The organism is Streptomyces hainanensis (assembly GCF_004348415.1).
In the GTDB taxonomy this organism is placed as follows: domain Bacteria; phylum Actinomycetota; class Actinomycetes; order Streptomycetales; family Streptomycetaceae; genus Streptomyces; species Streptomyces hainanensis.
In genome coordinates this window covers 1-15,077 of the sequence record NZ_SMKI01000165.1, presented here as the reverse complement: position 1 = coordinate 15,077, position 15,077 = coordinate 1, and the positions used below count along the sequence as shown (strand labels likewise).

At 73.0% G+C, this 15,077-nt stretch carries 15 protein-coding genes and 1 pseudogene; 11 read left to right on the top strand and 5 right to left on the bottom strand.

All coding sequences use genetic code 11. From position 1 onward, the window contains the following. Window positions 1-47: 47 nt before the first annotated feature. Window positions 48-656 (bottom strand): hypothetical protein, encoded by a 609-nt coding sequence (locus E1283_RS17075; RefSeq protein WP_132818918.1) that lies wholly within the window; start codon window positions 654-656, stop codon window positions 48-50. Window positions 657-757: 101 nt separating this feature from the next. Between E1283_RS17075 and tsaB the strand changes: the two genes are divergently transcribed. From tsaB to E1283_RS17055, 4 genes are read left to right on the top strand one after another with little or no spacing between them, the layout of a single operon-like run. Then, window positions 758-1,414: a tRNA (adenosine(37)-N6)-threonylcarbamoyltransferase complex dimerization subunit type 1 TsaB gene (gene tsaB / locus E1283_RS17070; protein WP_132818917.1), complete on the top strand. Its 657-nt coding sequence runs from the start codon at window positions 758-760 to the stop codon at window positions 1,412-1,414. 53 nt (window positions 1,415-1,467) lie between these two features. After that, window positions 1,468-1,959, top strand: a complete 492-nt coding sequence (gene rimI, locus E1283_RS17065; protein WP_243744895.1) for a ribosomal protein S18-alanine N-acetyltransferase — start codon at window positions 1,468-1,470, stop codon at window positions 1,957-1,959. Next, entirely contained in the window at window positions 1,952-3,034 is a 1,083-nt protein-coding gene (tsaD, locus tag E1283_RS17060) for a tRNA (adenosine(37)-N6)-threonylcarbamoyltransferase complex transferase subunit TsaD (RefSeq protein ID WP_132818915.1), read from the top strand. The genes rimI and tsaD overlap by 8 nt, the downstream gene beginning before the upstream one ends. Next, complete coding sequence (locus tag E1283_RS17055; protein ID WP_132818914.1) at window positions 3,034-3,285, top strand: hypothetical protein; 252 nt, start codon at window positions 3,034-3,036, stop codon at window positions 3,283-3,285. Before tsaD ends, E1283_RS17055 begins: the two co-directional genes overlap by 1 nt. A 3-nt stretch (window positions 3,286-3,288) precedes the next feature. Here the strand turns inward: E1283_RS17055 and E1283_RS17050 are convergent, their stop codons facing one another. Then, the gene (locus E1283_RS17050) at window positions 3,289-4,482 is read right to left on the bottom strand and encodes a class I SAM-dependent methyltransferase (RefSeq protein ID WP_132818913.1); all 1,194 of its coding nucleotides are present in this window, start codon (window positions 4,480-4,482) and stop codon (window positions 3,289-3,291) included. A gap of 73 nt (window positions 4,483-4,555) precedes the next feature. On the opposite strand from E1283_RS17050, the gene E1283_RS17045 reads away from it, so the two are divergent. The 3 genes from E1283_RS17045 (at window position 4,556) to groL (ending at window position 8,264) form a co-directional block, all read left to right on the top strand. Continuing rightward, complete coding sequence (locus tag E1283_RS17045) at window positions 4,556-5,581, top strand: polysaccharide deacetylase family protein (protein ID WP_425086188.1); 1,026 nt, start codon at window positions 4,556-4,558, stop codon at window positions 5,579-5,581. 572 nt (window positions 5,582-6,153) lie between these two features. Continuing rightward, complete coding sequence (groES, locus tag E1283_RS17040) at window positions 6,154-6,462, top strand: co-chaperone GroES (protein WP_100569792.1); 309 nt, start codon at window positions 6,154-6,156, stop codon at window positions 6,460-6,462. A 176-nt stretch (window positions 6,463-6,638) separates the two neighbouring features. Next, window positions 6,639-8,264, top strand: a complete 1,626-nt coding sequence (gene groL / locus E1283_RS17035) for a chaperonin GroEL (protein WP_132818912.1) — start codon at window positions 6,639-6,641, stop codon at window positions 8,262-8,264. 94 nt (window positions 8,265-8,358) lie between these two features. Here the strand turns inward: groL and E1283_RS17030 are convergent, their stop codons facing one another. From E1283_RS17030 to E1283_RS17020, 3 genes and pseudogenes are all read right to left on the bottom strand, one after another. Beyond that, entirely contained in the window at window positions 8,359-9,051 is a 693-nt protein-coding gene (locus E1283_RS17030) for an ester cyclase (RefSeq protein WP_132818911.1), read from the bottom strand. 125 nt (window positions 9,052-9,176) lie between these two features. Then, a pseudogene (locus E1283_RS17025) lies at window positions 9,177-9,947 on the bottom strand (SDR family NAD(P)-dependent oxidoreductase); the annotation flags it as partial. Between the two features lie 37 nt (window positions 9,948-9,984). Next, complete coding sequence (locus E1283_RS17020) at window positions 9,985-10,314, bottom strand: WhiB family transcriptional regulator (protein WP_132818909.1); 330 nt, start codon at window positions 10,312-10,314, stop codon at window positions 9,985-9,987. 331 nt (window positions 10,315-10,645) lie between these two features. Here E1283_RS17020 and E1283_RS17015 point away from each other — a divergent pair, with 331 nt between their 5' ends. From E1283_RS17015 to E1283_RS17000, 4 genes are all read left to right on the top strand, one after another. After that, entirely contained in the window at window positions 10,646-11,257 is a 612-nt protein-coding gene (locus E1283_RS17015) for a response regulator transcription factor (RefSeq protein WP_019431595.1), read from the top strand. A gap of 291 nt (window positions 11,258-11,548) precedes the next feature. Then, complete coding sequence (gene shbA, locus E1283_RS17010) at window positions 11,549-12,124, top strand: RNA polymerase sigma factor ShbA (protein WP_279571267.1); 576 nt, start codon at window positions 11,549-11,551, stop codon at window positions 12,122-12,124. 228 nt (window positions 12,125-12,352) lie between these two features. Then, a complete protein-coding gene (guaB, locus tag E1283_RS17005) occupies window positions 12,353-13,858 on the top strand; it encodes an IMP dehydrogenase (protein ID WP_132818907.1) in 1,506 nt (501 codons plus the stop codon). Between the two features lie 85 nt (window positions 13,859-13,943). Further along, the gene (locus E1283_RS17000; RefSeq protein ID WP_132818906.1) at window positions 13,944-15,059 is read left to right on the top strand and encodes a GuaB3 family IMP dehydrogenase-related protein; all 1,116 of its coding nucleotides are present in this window, start codon (window positions 13,944-13,946) and stop codon (window positions 15,057-15,059) included. Window positions 15,060-15,077 lie beyond the last annotated feature (18 nt).

Below are 15,077 nucleotides of genomic sequence, written 5' to 3'. Positions count from 1 at the left end.
GGGTGGGGGAAACCCCGGCCGCACGTCGGCGGCGATGCCGCCGCGGGTCAGGTGACGACGACGATCGCGACGCTCTCGGTCGCGAACTCCCACATCGCCGCGCCGTCCTCGCGCGCCTCGCGGACCGCGCCGGTGCGCAGCTCCGCGTCGGGGTCCGGCGTGGAGCCGTCGATCGCGGCCGAGAAGCCGAACACCACGCCGTCCTCCTCGTGGAAGATGACCGTGTTCTCGATCGCCACCCCGTCGGAGCCGGTGCCGCTCGGGTTCCGGGAGGTGACCGCGTACTCGCCGGGCGACGGGCTCACCGCGCTGGGGTGGACCGGGAAGGTGTCGAGCACGACCTCGCCCGTGCCGTCCTGGCTGACGTCCACCAGCCAGACCCGCTGCTGTGCCAGGGAGTAGACGACGCGCTTGCCGGTGCCGGACTCGGGCGGCAGCGGCGGCTCATCGGTCGCCGTGCCCTCGCCGCCCTCGCCGCCGCCGTTCGCGTCGTCCTCGGGCGCGGCCGACTCGTCGGGCCGTTCGGTGGACCGGGAGGGGGCGTCGTCCACGGCCGCCGACGCCTGGTAGGCGAAGAAGGCGACGACGGCGAGCGCGGTGGCGGTCAGCACGGAGACGAAGACACCGGAACCGGAGCCTGAGGTGTGGCGCGCCACGGTCTGCTCCCGCCTTTCGCGCAGGAAGGTGTGGAACGGAGAGTCCTGGGGCGACGCTACCAGGCGACGGGAGCCCGCTCGGCGAGTCGTAGGCTTGCCCGGTGCTGCTGCTCGCCCTGGACACCGCGACCCCGGCCGTGACCGTCGCCCTGCACGACGGAGAGCGGACCCTCGCCACCGCCGAGGAGGTCGACCCGCGCCGGCACGGCGAACTGCTGCTGCCCGCCGTCGACCGGGTGCTCACCGACGCCGGCCGCCGGCTCGCCGACGTCACCGCGCTGGTCGTCGGCACCGGTCCCGGCCCCTACACCGGGCTGCGGGTCGGCCTGGTCACCGCCGCCGCCCTCGGCTCCGCCCGCGACATCCCGGTGCACGGGGTGGGCACGCTGGACGGCATCGCCTACGCGGCCGGGCTGACCGAGCCGTTCGTGGTGGCCACCGACGCGCGGCGCAAGGAGGTGTACTGGGCCCGCTACGCGGACGCCAGGACCCGGCTGGCCGGCCCGGCCGTCGACCGGCCCGCCGAGATCGCCGGGTCCGTCGCGGGGCTGCCGGCCGTCGGCGCCGGCGCGCTGCTCTACCCCGACGCCTTCCCCGGCCACCGCGACGACCTGCCGCGCCACGCCTCGGCGGCGGCGCTGGCCGCGCTCGCGGCCGAGCGGCTGGCCGCCGGCGAGCCGCTGGCCGAGCCGCGGCCGCAGTACCTGCGCCGCCCGGACGCCAGGGTGCCGACCGGCTACAAGGCGGTCACCCGTTGACCCCTGAGCACGCCGAGCACCTTCACCCCCCGGGGCATGTCGTGCTGCGCGAGATGCGCTGGTGGGACATCGAGCCGGTGCTCGGCCTGGAGGCCGAGCTGTTCCCCGAGGACGCCTGGTCGGCCGAGATGTTCTGGTCCGAGCTGGCCAACGCCCGCGGCCCGCGCCCCAGCCGCCGCTACGTGGTGGCCGAGCGGCCGGACGGCCGGCTGGTCGGCTACGGCGGGGTCGGCGTGGCGGGCGACGCCGGCGACGTGATGACCATCGGCGTCACCCGGGCCCACGAGGGCACCGGCCTCGGCGCCCGGCTGCTGTCCGAACTGCTGGCGGCCGCCGCCGGGTTCGGCTGCCGCGAGGTGCTGCTCGAGGTGCGGGTCGACAACGAGCGCGCCCAGCGGCTCTACACCCGGTTCGGCTTCGCGCCGGTCGGCGTCCGCCGCGGCTACTACCAGCCGGGCGGCCACGACGCGCTGGTGATGCGCCGCACGATCGAGCCGACGGCCGACCGGGGGGACCCGGAGGAGGAGAAGAACGAAGATGGCTGACGAACCGCTCGTCCTCGGCATCGAGACGTCCTGCGACGAGACCGGCGTCGGCATCGTGCGCGGCCACACGCTGCTGGCCGACGCCGTCGCCTCCAGCGTGGACGACCACGCGCGCTACGGCGGCGTGGTGCCGGAGATCGCCAGCCGGGCCCACCTGGAGGCGATGGTCCCGACCATCGAGCGGGCCCTCACCCAGGCCGGCGTGGCGGCCCGCGACCTGGACGCGGTCGCCGTCACCGCCGGGCCCGGGCTGGCCGGCGCGCTGCTGGTCGGCGTCTCGGCCGCCAAGGCGTACGCCTACGCGCTCGGCAAGCCGCTCTACGGCGTCAACCACCTGGCCTCCCACATCTGCGTGGACCAGCTCGAACACGGCCCGCTGCCCGAGCCGACGATGGCGCTGCTGGTCTCCGGCGGCCACTCCTCGCTGCTGCTCGCGCCGGACATCACGACGGACGTGCGGCCGCTGGGCGCCACCATCGACGACGCGGCGGGCGAGGCGTTCGACAAGGTGGCGCGGGTGCTCGGGCTCGGCTTCCCCGGCGGCCCCGTCATCGACCGGCTGGCGCGCGAGGGCGACCCGCGCGCCGTGCGCTTCCCGCGCGGGCTCACCGGGCCGCGCGACGCGCCGTTCGACTTCTCCTTCTCCGGCCTCAAGACGGCGGTGGCCCGCTGGGTGGAGAACCGCCGGGCGGCCGGCGAGGAGGTGCCGGTGGCGGACGTGGCGGCGTCGTTCCAGGAGGCCGTCACGGACGTGCTGACCCGCAAGGCGATCCGGGCCTGCCGGTCCGAGGGCGTGGACCACCTGATGATCGGCGGCGGGGTGGCGGCCAACTCCCGGTTGCGCGCCATGGCCGAGGAGCGGTGCGCCGACGCCGGCATCACGCTGCGGGTGCCCCGCCCCGGGCTGTGCACGGACAACGGCGCGATGGTGGCGGCGCTCGGCGCGGAGATGGTGGCCAGGGGGCGCACGCCGTCGGCGCTCGACCTGCCGGCCGACTCCTCGCTGCCGGTGACCGAGCCCCATGTCCCGGCGGCGCACGACCATCACCACCCTCACCACGGGCACGGGCACTGATGGCCGCCGCGCTGGCCCTGATGTGGGAGGCGCGGGCGGTCGCCGGCCGGGGCGCCGAGCTGCTGGCCTGGGCCAGGGGGCAGTCGCTCGACCCGGCGCCGGCCCGCCGCGAGACCCTCACGGCCGAGCCCGACCGGGTGCTGGTGATCACCTGGTGGCCGGCCGGACCGGTGGCCGAACTGCCCGACCCGCCGGCCGAGTTGCTGCACCGCCCGGTGCACCGCTGGCGGTTCGCCCCGGTCCCCGACTGACACCTACCGCAGCGGGTGGCCGACGAGCATGGCCGGCTCGTCCGCGATCCTGGTGAGGAAGACGGTGGCCGCGCCCGGGCCCCGCGGCTTGAGGCGCCGGATCAGTTCCTCGGGGGTGAGCGGCGAGCCGCGCTTCTTGACGGTGACCGTGCCGACGCCGCGCTCCCGCAGCAGGGCGCGCAGCCGTTTGACGTGGAACGGCAGCACGTCGGTGAGCTCGTAGCCGGTGGCGAACGGCGTGGCGGCCGGCGCGTCCGTGGTGACGTAGGCGATCTCGGGGTCGAGCAGCCGGCCGTCGATCGCCTCGGCGGCCTCGGCGACGAGGTGGGCGCGGATCACGGCGCCGTCCGGCTCGTACAGGTAGCGGCCGGGCTCGCCGGCGGGCGCCCGCCGGGTGCCCGAGCCGGTCAGCGCGTGGCCGCCGGGCAGCAGCGTGGCCCGGCGCGGCTCCGGCTCGCCGGCGCCGAACCACAGCACGGCCTCCTTGACCTCGCCGCGGTGCGAGACCCACTCGGCCGCGGCGCCGTCCGGGATCGCCTCGTGCGGCACGCCGGGCGCCACCTTGAGCGCGGCCAGCGGGGCGCGGCGCGCCGTGGCCAACGCCCAGGAGAGCGGCGGCGAGTACGCCTCGGGATCGAAGACGCGGCCCCGGCCGCCGCGCCGTGCCGGGTCGGCGAAGAGCGCGTCGAAGTCCGTGACGTCCACGTCCTGGACGGCGGCGCACCGCACCTCGACGCGGTCGGCGAGCCCCAGCGCCTCGACGTTGGCCCGGGCCACGGCGCAGGTGAGCGGGTCCCGGTCGACGGCCACCACCTCGATGCCGGCGCGGGCGAGCGCGATGGCGTCGCCGCCGACGCCGCAGCACAGGTCGGCGAGGCGCCGGGCGCCGAGCGCCGCGAAGCGGGCGGCGCGCCAGGCGGCGACGGGGGCGCGGGTGGCCTGCTCCACGCCGTTCGGCGTGAAGAACATCCGCTCGGCGTCCTGGCCGAACTTGGCGGCCGCGCGCTGCCGTAGCCGGGCCTGGCCGATGGCGGCCGAGACGAGCTCGGCGGGGTGGTCGCGGCGCAGCCGGGTGGCGGCGGTCAGCTCGTCGGCCGGGTCGAGGTCCCTCAGCTGCCCGAGGAGGAGTCGGCCCCGCTCGGTGAGCAGGTCGGGGAAGGCGCCGAGGTCGGCGGACGGTGCGGCCACACGGGTCATTCTCCCCGGTGCCACGGAACGGTCTGCCGGGGTCCGGGGGAGGGGGGTGGCAGCATCCGGAACCATGGAGATTATCGGACAAGTAGGACAAGGTGATCGCGGGGAGGGGCAGGGCCCGCCGAGCCGACTCCGCTGGCGCGTGCGGCGTTACGGACTGCTCGGTGGCGCGACGATACTCGCCCTCGCCTGCTCCGGCGCCGTCCCGACTCCGCCGCCCGCCGAGCCGGACCGCTGGCGCTTCCTCGGCGCCGTCACCGGCGCCCCCGCGCCACCGCCCAACGGCCCGGGCGCCGGCGAGGCCGGCCTCGTCCTCGGCGCACCGCAGCGCGCCCAGGCGCGCACCGTCGCGGACGCGCTGGCCGCCTACGCCAAGCGCCTGAAGGGCGCCGAGAAGCGGCGGATCGCGGCCGTCAAGACGTGGGGCCTGCGCCGCACCCCGCTCCGGGCGCCGGCGCCCCCCGCCGACAAGCCGAAGCTGACCAGCGAGCCCGGACACACCACAGGCAAGGGCCTGCCGCCGGTGATCGTCCAGGTGCCGACCGACGAGAAGGTGGTCTTCCTCACCATCGACGACGGCGCCGAGAAGGACCCCGAGCTGCTGGAGATGATGCGCGAACTCGACCTGCCCTACACGAGCTTCCTCTCCGACTACGTGGCGCGCGACGACTACGACTACTTCCGCGAGGCCCACCGGGACGGCTCCGCCATCCAGAACCACTCCATCAACCACCGCGAGATGCCGACGCTCTCCTACGCCGAGCAGCGGGAGGAGATCTGCCGCCAACAGGACATCCTGGAGAAGGAGATCGGCGAGCGCCCCACCCTCTTCCGCCCGCCCTACGGCGCCTACGACCGCGACACGCTGCGCGCCGCCGCGTCCTGCGACGTCGAGGCCGTCCCGCTGTGGGCCGAGGAGGCCTTCCCCGACCGCATCGACTGGGGCCGCGGCGACCACGAACTCCACCCGGGCGACATCATCCTCACCCACTTCCGCGGCACCGACGAGTGGTCCGGCTCCATGCCGGACATGATCCGCCGCGTCCTCGACACGGCGACCAGCCAGGGCTTCGCGCTGGCCCGCCTGGAGGACTACGTCTGACTTCCCACCGGCGGAGGGGGCCTCACCCGTGGTGGGCCGGTCGCCGCCGCTTCGCGCGTCCCGCGCCGGGCCGCCCGCAGGGCGGTGTGGACGCCCGGGCCGACCGGGGCGCGGCTCGACCGACCGCAACGCCTCGGGAGCGGCCGAGGAACGGAACCGGCCCGCCTGCCTACGGGCGGCCGGTTTCCTGCCCACCCGAGGTGGCGCGTAGCGCTTCGCGCTCACGGCGCCACACGCCCGCCCGGCTGCGGGCGCGCAGCGCCGGCCGGCCCACGGCGCGGCAGCGCCTCAGCGGCCAACCGCCCGCGGGGCGTTCGTAAGGGTGTTCGCAACATCCCGCCCAAGGGGGCCGATTCGGCCCCCCGGCGTCGCGTGGGGGCGCCTCGCCCGCCAGGGCGACTGGCACTCTAGTTGACTGAGTGCTAACCGCGGCCTAGAGTCTCAACGCTGGCACTCTCAACATGGGAGTGCCAATGACGCGACAGGCGGATCCGGCACCCGCGACGACGGTTCCCCAGGTCGCAACCCAGACATGAAGACCCCGCGAGATCTCCGAAGGGGGAGGTCGGATCGTGACGACCGCCAGCACCAAGGTTGCCATCAAGCCGCTTGAGGACCGCATCGTGGTCCAGCCGCTCGACGCCGAGCAGACCACGGCCTCGGGCCTGGTCATCCCGGACACCGCCAAGGAGAAGCCCCAGGAGGGCGTCGTCCTGGCCGTGGGCCCGGGTCGCTTCGAGGACGGCAACCGGCTCCCGCTCGACGTCAAGGTCGGCGATGTCGTGCTCTACAGCAAGTACGGCGGCACCGAGGTGAAGTACAACAACGAGGAGTACCTCGTCCTCTCCGCCCGCGACGTGCTCGCGATCATCGAGAAGTAACTCGGACCGGTCGAGAGCAGTTCGCCACCGACGCGCCCCGGGACCCGCGCCTGATCTGAAGCACGGCCGGGCCGGGGCGTCGTTGTGTGGTGACGCAGCGCAGCCCGCTCCGCGGTGACCCCGCCCCGCGGAACCCGCCCTCACGAAGACGACAAGGCACAAGGGACACCCAACCGATGGCGAAGATCCTGAAGTTCGACGAGGACGCCCGTCGCGCCCTCGAGCGTGGCGTGAACAAGCTGGCCGACACGGTCAAGGTGACGATCGGCCCCAAGGGCCGCAACGTCGTCATCGACAAGAAGTTCGGCGCGCCGACCATCACCAACGACGGCGTCACCATCGCCCGCGAGGTCGAGGTCGAGGACCCGTACGAGAACCTCGGCGCCCAGCTCGTCAAGGAGGTGGCGACCAAGACCAACGACATCGCGGGTGACGGCACCACCACCGCCACCGTGCTGGCCCAGGCCCTGGTCCGTGAGGGCCTGCGGAACGTGGCCGCCGGTGCCTCCCCGTCCGGTCTGAAGCGCGGGATCGACGCCGCGGTCGCGGCGATCGCCGAGGACCTCAGGGCCAGCGCCCGTCCGATCGACTCCAAGGCGGACATCGCCGCCGTCGCCGCCCTGTCCGCGCAGGACAAGCAGGTCGGCGAGCTGATCGCCGAGGCGATGGACAAGGTCGGCAAGGACGGCGTGATCACCGTCGAGGAGTCCCAGACCTTCGGCCTCGAGCTCGAGTTCACCGAGGGCATGGCCTTCGACAAGGGCTACCTGTCGCACTACATGGTGTCCGACCAGGAGCGCATGGAGGCCGTCCTCGACGACCCCTACATCCTGATCCACCAGGGCAAGATCTCCTCCATCCAGGACCTGCTCCCGCTGCTGGAGAAGATCATGCAGGCCGGCGCCTCGAAGCCGCTGCTGATCATCGCCGAGGACGTGGAGGGCGAGGCGCTCTCCACCCTCGTCGTCAACAAGATCCGCGGCACCTTCAACTCGGTGGCCGTCAAGGCCCCCGGCTTCGGCGACCGCCGCAAGGCGATGCTCGGCGACATGGCCACCCTGACCGGCGGCCAGGTCATCTCCGAGGAGGTCGGCCTCAAGCTCGACCAGGTCGGCCTCGACGTGCTGGGCTCGGCCCGCCGCGTCACCATCACCAAGGACGACACCACCATCGTCGACGGTGGCGGCTCCTCGGCCGAGATCGAGGGCCGGGTCGCCCAGATCCGCGCCGAGATCGACAACACCGACTCCGACTGGGACCGCGAGAAGCTGCAGGAGCGGCTGGCCAAGCTGGCCGGTGGCGTCTGCGTGATCCGCGTCGGTGCCGCCACCGAGGTGGAGCTGAAGGAGAAGAAGCACCGTCTCGAGGACGCCATCTCGGCCACCCGCGCGGCGGTCGAGGAGGGCATCGTCCCGGGCGGCGGCGCCTCCCTGGTGCACTCCGCCAAGGTTCTCGCGGACGGCCTGGGCCGTTCGGGTGACGAGGCGACCGGCGTCGCGATCGTGCGCCGCGCCGCCGTCGAGCCGCTGCGCTGGATCGCGGAGAACGCGGGCCTCGAAGGCTACGTGATCACCTCCAAGGTGGCCGAGCTCGACAAGGGCCAGGGCTACAACGCGGCCGCCGGCACCTACGGCGACCTGGTCAAGGACGGCGTCATCGACCCGGTCAAGGTGACCCGCTCCGCGCTGCAGAACGCGGCCTCCATCGCCGCCCTGCTGCTCACCACCGAGACCCTGGTGGTGGAGAAGAAGGAAGAGGAGCCGGAGCAGGCCGGCCACGGCGGCCACGGCCACGCGCACTGAGCCACGCGCACCCGGGCCACCGGCAGTCACGGCGAAGGGCCCCCGCCCGCGACCACGTCGCGGGCGGGGGCCCTTCCCTGTCATCCGGGCCGGATCAGAGCTCGACGATGCCGATCTGGTTCAGCAGCCCCAGCTGGTCCCAGTTCCACCAGGCCTCGGCGATCAGCCCGTGCTCGAACCGGTGGGTGGTCTGCCCGGTCACCCGGACCGGCCGGCCGGTCGCCGGCAGGCCCATGAACTCGCCGTCGTTGGTGCCGGTGACCGTCCAGCGGGTGGTCACCGTGTCACCCTCGGCCACCTGGCCGTCGATCGCGAAGGTGGGCGAGAGGGCGCCGATGTAGCGGGCGGTGACCGCCTCGGCCTCGGCGAGACCGACCGGCTCCGGGCCGTTGCCCGGGTCGTGGTCCAGGTAGCCGGGCGTGCACAGACCGCTCAGGGCGTGCGGGTCGCCGTCGCCGATCCGCTCGAAGAAGCGCTTGGCGACCGTCTTGTTCAGCTGCTCGTCGCGCACCACGTCCAGGTCGGTGAAGCGCGGCACATCGTCACAGAGTGCGACCATTTCCTCGAAGATCCGCTCGGTCTCGGGCAGGTCCGAGTTGCGCCTGGCCTCCTCGTACGAGGGGAACTCCACGATCTCGACGACGTGCGTCGAGTCCTCCCGGTCCTTGCCCACCACCGAGTGGGTGGCCGTCCGCCTGCCGTGCGTGCCCGCCACCCAGGTGTCCATCAGCCGGTTCAGCTCATCGATCCGGCTGGTCCGGCAATCGATTACCTGTACGAAAGTCATGATGAATCCGAGTCTCTAGGCGCCTGATGCTCACACCTTCAGGCTAGTCGCTTTTGTCCGATTCATCACAATGGGTCGGAGTCGTTCGGGCGCTCCGGCGCGTCGCCCGACGGCCTTCCGGCGCGCTTGGGCCCGTACCGGCGCCCGGCCCGCGCCGAGACGCCGCCCAGCGCCGCGCGCGGCACCAGCTTGCTGGCGCCGATCAGCGTCTTGTACCGGGCGTCCGGGATGCTCAGCGACCGGCCGCGCCCCAGGTCGCGCAGCGCCGCGTCCACCACCCGGTCCGCGTCCAGCCACATCCAGCCCGGGATGTCGTCGGTGCTCAGCCCGGCGCGCTCGTGGAACTCGGTGCGGACGAAGCCGGGGCAGAGCGCCATCAGCCGCACCCCGCTGCCCGCCAGGTCCCGGGCCGCGCCCTCGGTGAACTGCACCACCCAGGCCTTGGACGCGCCGTAGGTGCCGCGCGGTACGAACGCGGCGACCGAGGCGACGTTGATCACCGCGCCGCGGCCGCGCCGCCGCATCGTCCCGGCGGCCGCGGTCGTCAGCCGGAGCACCGCCTCGCAGTGCACCCGGAGCATGCGGAGTTCGTCGGCCACCGGGGCGTCGAGGAACTTGCCGCGCAGCGCGAACCCGGCGTTGTTGACGAGCAGGCCGACCGGTCGTTCGGGGTCCGCGAGCCGGCGCTCCACGGCCTCGATGCCCTCGTCCGTGGCCAGGTCGGCCACCAGCACCGTCGCCTCTATGCCGTGTCGGTCGTGCAGCTCGGCGGCCTGTCGCCGCAGCGCGTCCCCGTCGCGGGCCACCAGTACGAGGTCGTGCCGGTCGCGGGCCAGCCGGCGTGCGAAGGCCGCGCCGAGGCCCGCGGTCGTTCCCGTCACCAATGCGGTTGTCATAGCCGAACCGTAGTGGTCGGCGTGTCCTGGGCGGTGCCTAGGAGTGGGCGTCCCGCCCGTTCTCGCGGGTCGAGGCGTTGACGAGGTCGCGGCGGGCGCGGCCCAGCAGCTCCTCGCGGTCGTCCTCGGTGAGCCCGCCCCACACCCCGTAGGGCTCGCGGACGGAGAGCGCGTGGGCCGCGCACTCGGCGCGCACCGGGCAGCGCATGCACACTTCCTTGGCCGCCTCCTCGCGTGCGCTGCGGGCCGCGCCGCGCTCACCCTCGGGGTGGAAGAACAGCGAACTGTCGACGCCCCGGCAGGCGGCGAGCAGCTGCCAGTCCCACAGGTCGGCGTTGGGGCCGGGAAGGCGCGAGAAGTCTGCCATGGCGGTGTCCCATCGTCTTCGGTTGCTGCCTAAGCCTCATCAAGCTGATGTAAATATGACTACCAGCTGAATATAGCCGCAGACACCTCAAGATGGGCAATAGGGCCTAAAAAGGACAAAATCAATGTTCGGCGTGTTTACCGGAGAGGGGCTCCCCGGTGATGCGCTGGTCACGTAGAGTGCTGATGCTGTGTGGTTGGCGGCCGTAACTCTTTCGGGTGACCGTCGTTGAGAGGGCGGAGGCGGTTGACGGGCCTGGTCAACCGCACAGATGACGACACACAACTGCCTGGAGGCTCAACGTGATGCGCATCAGCTGCGGAGGCCGGCCATGACGTCCGTCCTTGTCTGCGACGACTCCCCGCTCGCCCGGGAGGCGCTGCGCCGCGCGGTGGCGACCGTGCCTGGCGTCGAGCGGGTCACGACGGCGGCCAACGGCGAGGAAGTCCTGCGCCGCTGGGGCGCCGATCGGTCCGATCTTATTTTGATGGATGTGCGCATGCCCGGCCTCGGAGGGGTGGAAACCGTGCGCCGGTTGCTCTCCGCCGATCCCGGGGCCCGCATCATCATGCTGACCGTCGCCGAGGATCTGGACGGCGTGGCGCTCGCCGTGGCCGCCGGCGCCCGCGGCTATCTCCACAAGGACGCCTCGCGCGCCGAACTCCGGGCCACCGTCACCCAGGCGTTGGCCGACCCCACGTGGCGTCTCGCGCCGCGCCGGCTCCGCTCCTCCGACATGGGCGCGGCCCCCACGCTCACCGCCCGCGAGATCCAGGTGCTCGAGGGGATGAGCCACGGCCGGTCCAACGCCGAGATCGGGCGTGAGCTTTTTCTCTCCGAGGACACCGTCAAGACGCACGCCCGCCGGTTGTTCAAGAAGCTCGGCGCCTCGGACCGCGCGCACGCCGTGGCCCTTGGTTTCCGCTGGGGCCTGGTCCGCTGACGGACCATGGAGACACCCCCCAGCACCAGCTGGGGGAGGGTGGCCGGACGGGGGGCGCGGCGACCGTCACCCCGTCCGGTGGGCGGCCCGGGAGCGCGCAGGTCGGGAGGCCGTGCTCAAAAAGTTCCCGGGTGCCGCATCCTTGAAGGCATGACGCTCATCGGGGACGAGCCGGCCAGTTGTAAGGGGAGGGCAGGGAACATGACTCTGAGCGCTCCCACACATAACGCTTCGGTGCACAACTCAGCCCACGGTGGTTCGGAACGTGAGGCGACGGTGCACCATGGACCGATGCGCGATGACGAGGCAACCGGGATCGGCACCCTCGTGCATCGTGCCGCCGAGGGCGACGCCCAGGCGACCCACGATCTGTTGGCCCACGTGCATCCGCTGGCGCTGCGGTACTGCCGCACCCGCCTCGCCCGGCTGCCCACCGAGGCCAGGGACTTCGTCGACGACCTCGCACAGGAGGTCTGCCTCGCGGTGCTGTGCGCCCTGCCGCGCTACCGCGACACGGGCCGGCCGTTCGACGCCTTCGTCGTCGGCATCGCCCAGCACAAGGTCGCCGACCTCCAACGCGCCGCGCTGCGCCATCCGGGCTCGACCGCCGTGCCGTCCGACCAGATGCCGGAGCGGCCCGACGACTCGCTCGGCCCGGAGGAGCGCGCGCTGCTGAGCAGCGACGCCGAGTGGGCCAAGACACTGCTGGCCAACCTGCCCGACCACCTGCGCGAGCTGGTGCTCCTGCGGGTCGCGATCGGGCTGACGGCCGAGGAGACGGGCCAGGTGCTGGGAATGTCGCCCGGCGCCGTCCGGGTCGCCCAGCACCGGGCGCTCACCAGGCTGCGCGCGCTGGCCGGTCGCTAGGCCGTGTCCGCGAAGTCTCGCCGGGCCCGACGAGACTTACGGACACGCCCTGGGGCACTCGTTCCCGGCCGCGGCGAGTGCCGGGACGAGTGGGCCTCGTCACCCTGGTGGGCGAGCCCCGACCGCCCGGTCCTCGGTCCGCGCCGGGAGCCGTAGCATGGAGTGCACCCCGGCTGGGTGAGCCCAAGGGGAGTACGCCGGAGATGCGGGAAAGGCTGTAACGCTGCCATGACTGATTACGCGGGCGAGGTCCCCGAGAAGTTCGCCTCCCTGGGGCTGACCTTCGACGACGTGTTGCTGCTGCCCGGCGCGGCCGACATGGCGCCGCAGGACATCGACACCTCCTCGCGCATCTCACGGAACGTGCGGGTAAACGTTCCGCTGCTCTCCGCCGCGATGGACAAGGTCACCGAGGCCAGGATGGCCATCGCGATGGCCAGGCAGGGCGGCGCCGGTGTGCTGCACCGCAACCTCTCCATCGAGGAGCAGGCCGCCCAGGTCGACCGCGTCAAGCGGTCCGAGTCGGGCATGGTCACCGACCCGATCACCATCCGCCCCGACGCCACGCTCCGCGAGGCCGACGAGCTGTGCGGCCGGTTCCGGATCAGCGGCGTGCCCGTCACGGACGCCGAGGGCCGGCTGCTCGGCATCGTCACCAACCGCGACATGGCCTTCGAGCCCGACCGCAGCCGTCAGGTCCGCGAGGTCATGACCCCGATGCCGCTGGTCACCGGGCGGGTCGGGATCTCCGGCGACGACGCCATGGAGCTGCTGCGCCGGCACAAGATCGAGAAGCTGCCGCTGGTCGACGACGAGAACCGGCTCAAGGGCCTGATCACCGTCAAGGACTTCGTCAAGGCCGAGAAGTACCCCAACGCCGCCAAGGACGCGAACGGTCGGCTGATCGTGGGCGCGGCCGTCGGCGTCGCGGGCGACGCGTTCGAGCGGGCCGAGGCACTGATCGAGGCCGGCGTCGACTTCCTGGTGGTGGACACGGCGCACGGCCACTCGCGGCTGGTGCCCGACATGGCCGCCAAGATCAAGTCCAACTACGACCGGGTCGACATCGTCGCCGGCAACATCGCCACCAGGGACGGCGCCAAGGCGCTGGTCGACGCCGGGGTGGACGGCATCAAGGTGGGCGTGGGCCCCGGCTCGATCTGTACCACCCGGGTGGTCGCCGGCGTCGGCGTGCCCCAGGTCACCGCGATCTACGAGGCGTCGCTCGCCGCCCGCGAGGCCGGCATCCCGGTCATCGGGGACGGCGGCCTCCAGTACAGCGGCGACATCGCCAAGGCCCTGGTCGCCGGCGCCGACACGGTGATGCTCGGCAGCCTGCTCGCGGGCTGCGAGGAGTCGCCGGGTGAGCTGATGTTCATCAACGGCAAGCAGTGGAAGTCGTACCGCGGCATGGGCTCGCTCGGCGCCATGCAGTCGCGTGGCGAGCGCCGTTCGTACTCCAAGGACCGCTACTTCCAGGACGAGGTCTCCGACGACGACAAGCTCGTCCCCGAGGGCATCGAGGGCCAGGTGCCCTACCGCGGCCCGCTGGCCTCCGTCGTCCACCAGCTGATCGGCGGCCTGCACCAGTCGATGTACTACCTCGGCGGCCGCACGGTCCCGGAGATCAAGGAGCGTGGCCGCTTCGTGCGGATCACCTCCGCGGGCCTCCACGAGAGCCACCCGCACGACATCCAGATGACGGTCGAGGCGCCCAACTACTCGGGGCGCTGAGCGGTCCCCCCGGTGCTCGCCGAGTCCCCCGCGGCGCGGGGGCGCGATACTGGGGGGCGCACAACCCCGTGGAAAGGCTCTGGACGTGACTGAGATCGAGATCGGGCGCGGCAAGCGCGGCCGGCGGGCGTACGCCTTCGACGACATCGCCGTGGTGCCCAGCCGGCGGACGCGCGACCCCAAGGAGGTCTCGATCGCCTGGCAGATCGACGCCTACCGCTTCGAACTGCCCTTCCTCGCCGCGCCGATGGACTCGGTGGTCTCGCCGGCCACCGCGATCGCGATCGGCGAGCACGGCGGGCTCGGCGTGCTCAACCTCGAGGGCCTGTGGACCCGTTACGAGGACCCGGAGCCGCTGCTGGCCGAGATCGCCGAACTCGGCGAGGAGTCGGCCAACCGCCGACTCCAGGAGATCTACGCGGCGCCGATCAAGGAGGAGCTGATCGCGCGGCGGATCGGCGAGGTGCGGGAGGCCGGCGTGGTCACGGCGGCCGCGCTGTCGCCGCAGCGCACCGCGCAGTTCTCCAAGGCCGTGCTGGACGCCGGCGTCGACATCTTCGTCATCCGCGGCACCACCGTCTCCGCCGAGCACGTGTCGGGCGCGGCCGAGCCGCTGAACCTCAAGCAGTTCATCTACGAGCTCGACGTGCCGGTGATCGTCGGCGGCTGCGCGACGTACACGGCCGCGCTGCACCTGATGCGGACCGGCGCGGCCGGCGTCCTCGTCGGCTTCGGCGGCGGCGCGGCGCACACCACGCGCAACGTGCTCGGCATCCAGGTCCCGATGGCCACCGCGGTCGCCGACGTGGCGGCGGCCCGCCGCGACTACATGGACGAGTCGGGCGGCCGCTACGTGCACGTCATCGCGGACGGCGGCGTCGGCTGGTCGGGCGACCTGCCCAAGGCCATCGCCTGCGGCGCGGACGCCGTGATGATGGGCTCCCCCCTCGCCCGCGCGACGAACGCGCCGGGGCGCGGCCACCACTGGGGCATGGAAGCCGTCCACGAGGACGTGCCGCGCGGCAAGAAGGTGCACCTCGGCACGGTCGGCACGACGGAGGAGATCCTGACCGGCCCGTCGCACACGCCGGACGGCTCGATGAACTTCTTCGGCGCGTTGCGGAGGGCGATGGCGACGACGGGGTACTCCGAGCTGAAGGAGTTCCAGCGGGTCGAGGTCACGGTGGCGCGTTCCCGCTGAGGGGTTTCTCCCCCACCC

Coding starts and splice junctions, on each gene's coding strand:
- E1283_RS17015 (WP_019431595.1), top strand. CDS start 10,646: ATGACGTCCGTCCTTGTCTGCGACGACTCCCCGCTCGCCCGGGAGGCG.
- groL (WP_132818912.1), top strand. CDS start 6,639: ATGGCGAAGATCCTGAAGTTCGACGAGGACGCCCGTCGCGCCCTCGAG.
- guaB (WP_132818907.1), top strand. CDS start 12,353: ATGACTGATTACGCGGGCGAGGTCCCCGAGAAGTTCGCCTCCCTGGGG.
- shbA (WP_279571267.1), top strand. CDS start 11,549: ATGCGCGATGACGAGGCAACCGGGATCGGCACCCTCGTGCATCGTGCC.
- E1283_RS17050 (WP_132818913.1), bottom strand. CDS start 4,482: ATGACCCGTGTGGCCGCACCGTCCGCCGACCTCGGCGCCTTCCCCGAC.
- E1283_RS17020 (WP_132818909.1), bottom strand. CDS start 10,314: ATGGCAGACTTCTCGCGCCTTCCCGGCCCCAACGCCGACCTGTGGGAC.
- E1283_RS17055 (WP_132818914.1), top strand. CDS start 3,034: ATGGCCGCCGCGCTGGCCCTGATGTGGGAGGCGCGGGCGGTCGCCGGC.
- tsaD (WP_132818915.1), top strand. CDS start 1,952: ATGGCTGACGAACCGCTCGTCCTCGGCATCGAGACGTCCTGCGACGAG.
- rimI (WP_243744895.1), top strand. CDS start 1,468: ATGCGCTGGTGGGACATCGAGCCGGTGCTCGGCCTGGAGGCCGAGCTG.
- E1283_RS17030 (WP_132818911.1), bottom strand. CDS start 9,051: ATGACTTTCGTACAGGTAATCGATTGCCGGACCAGCCGGATCGATGAG.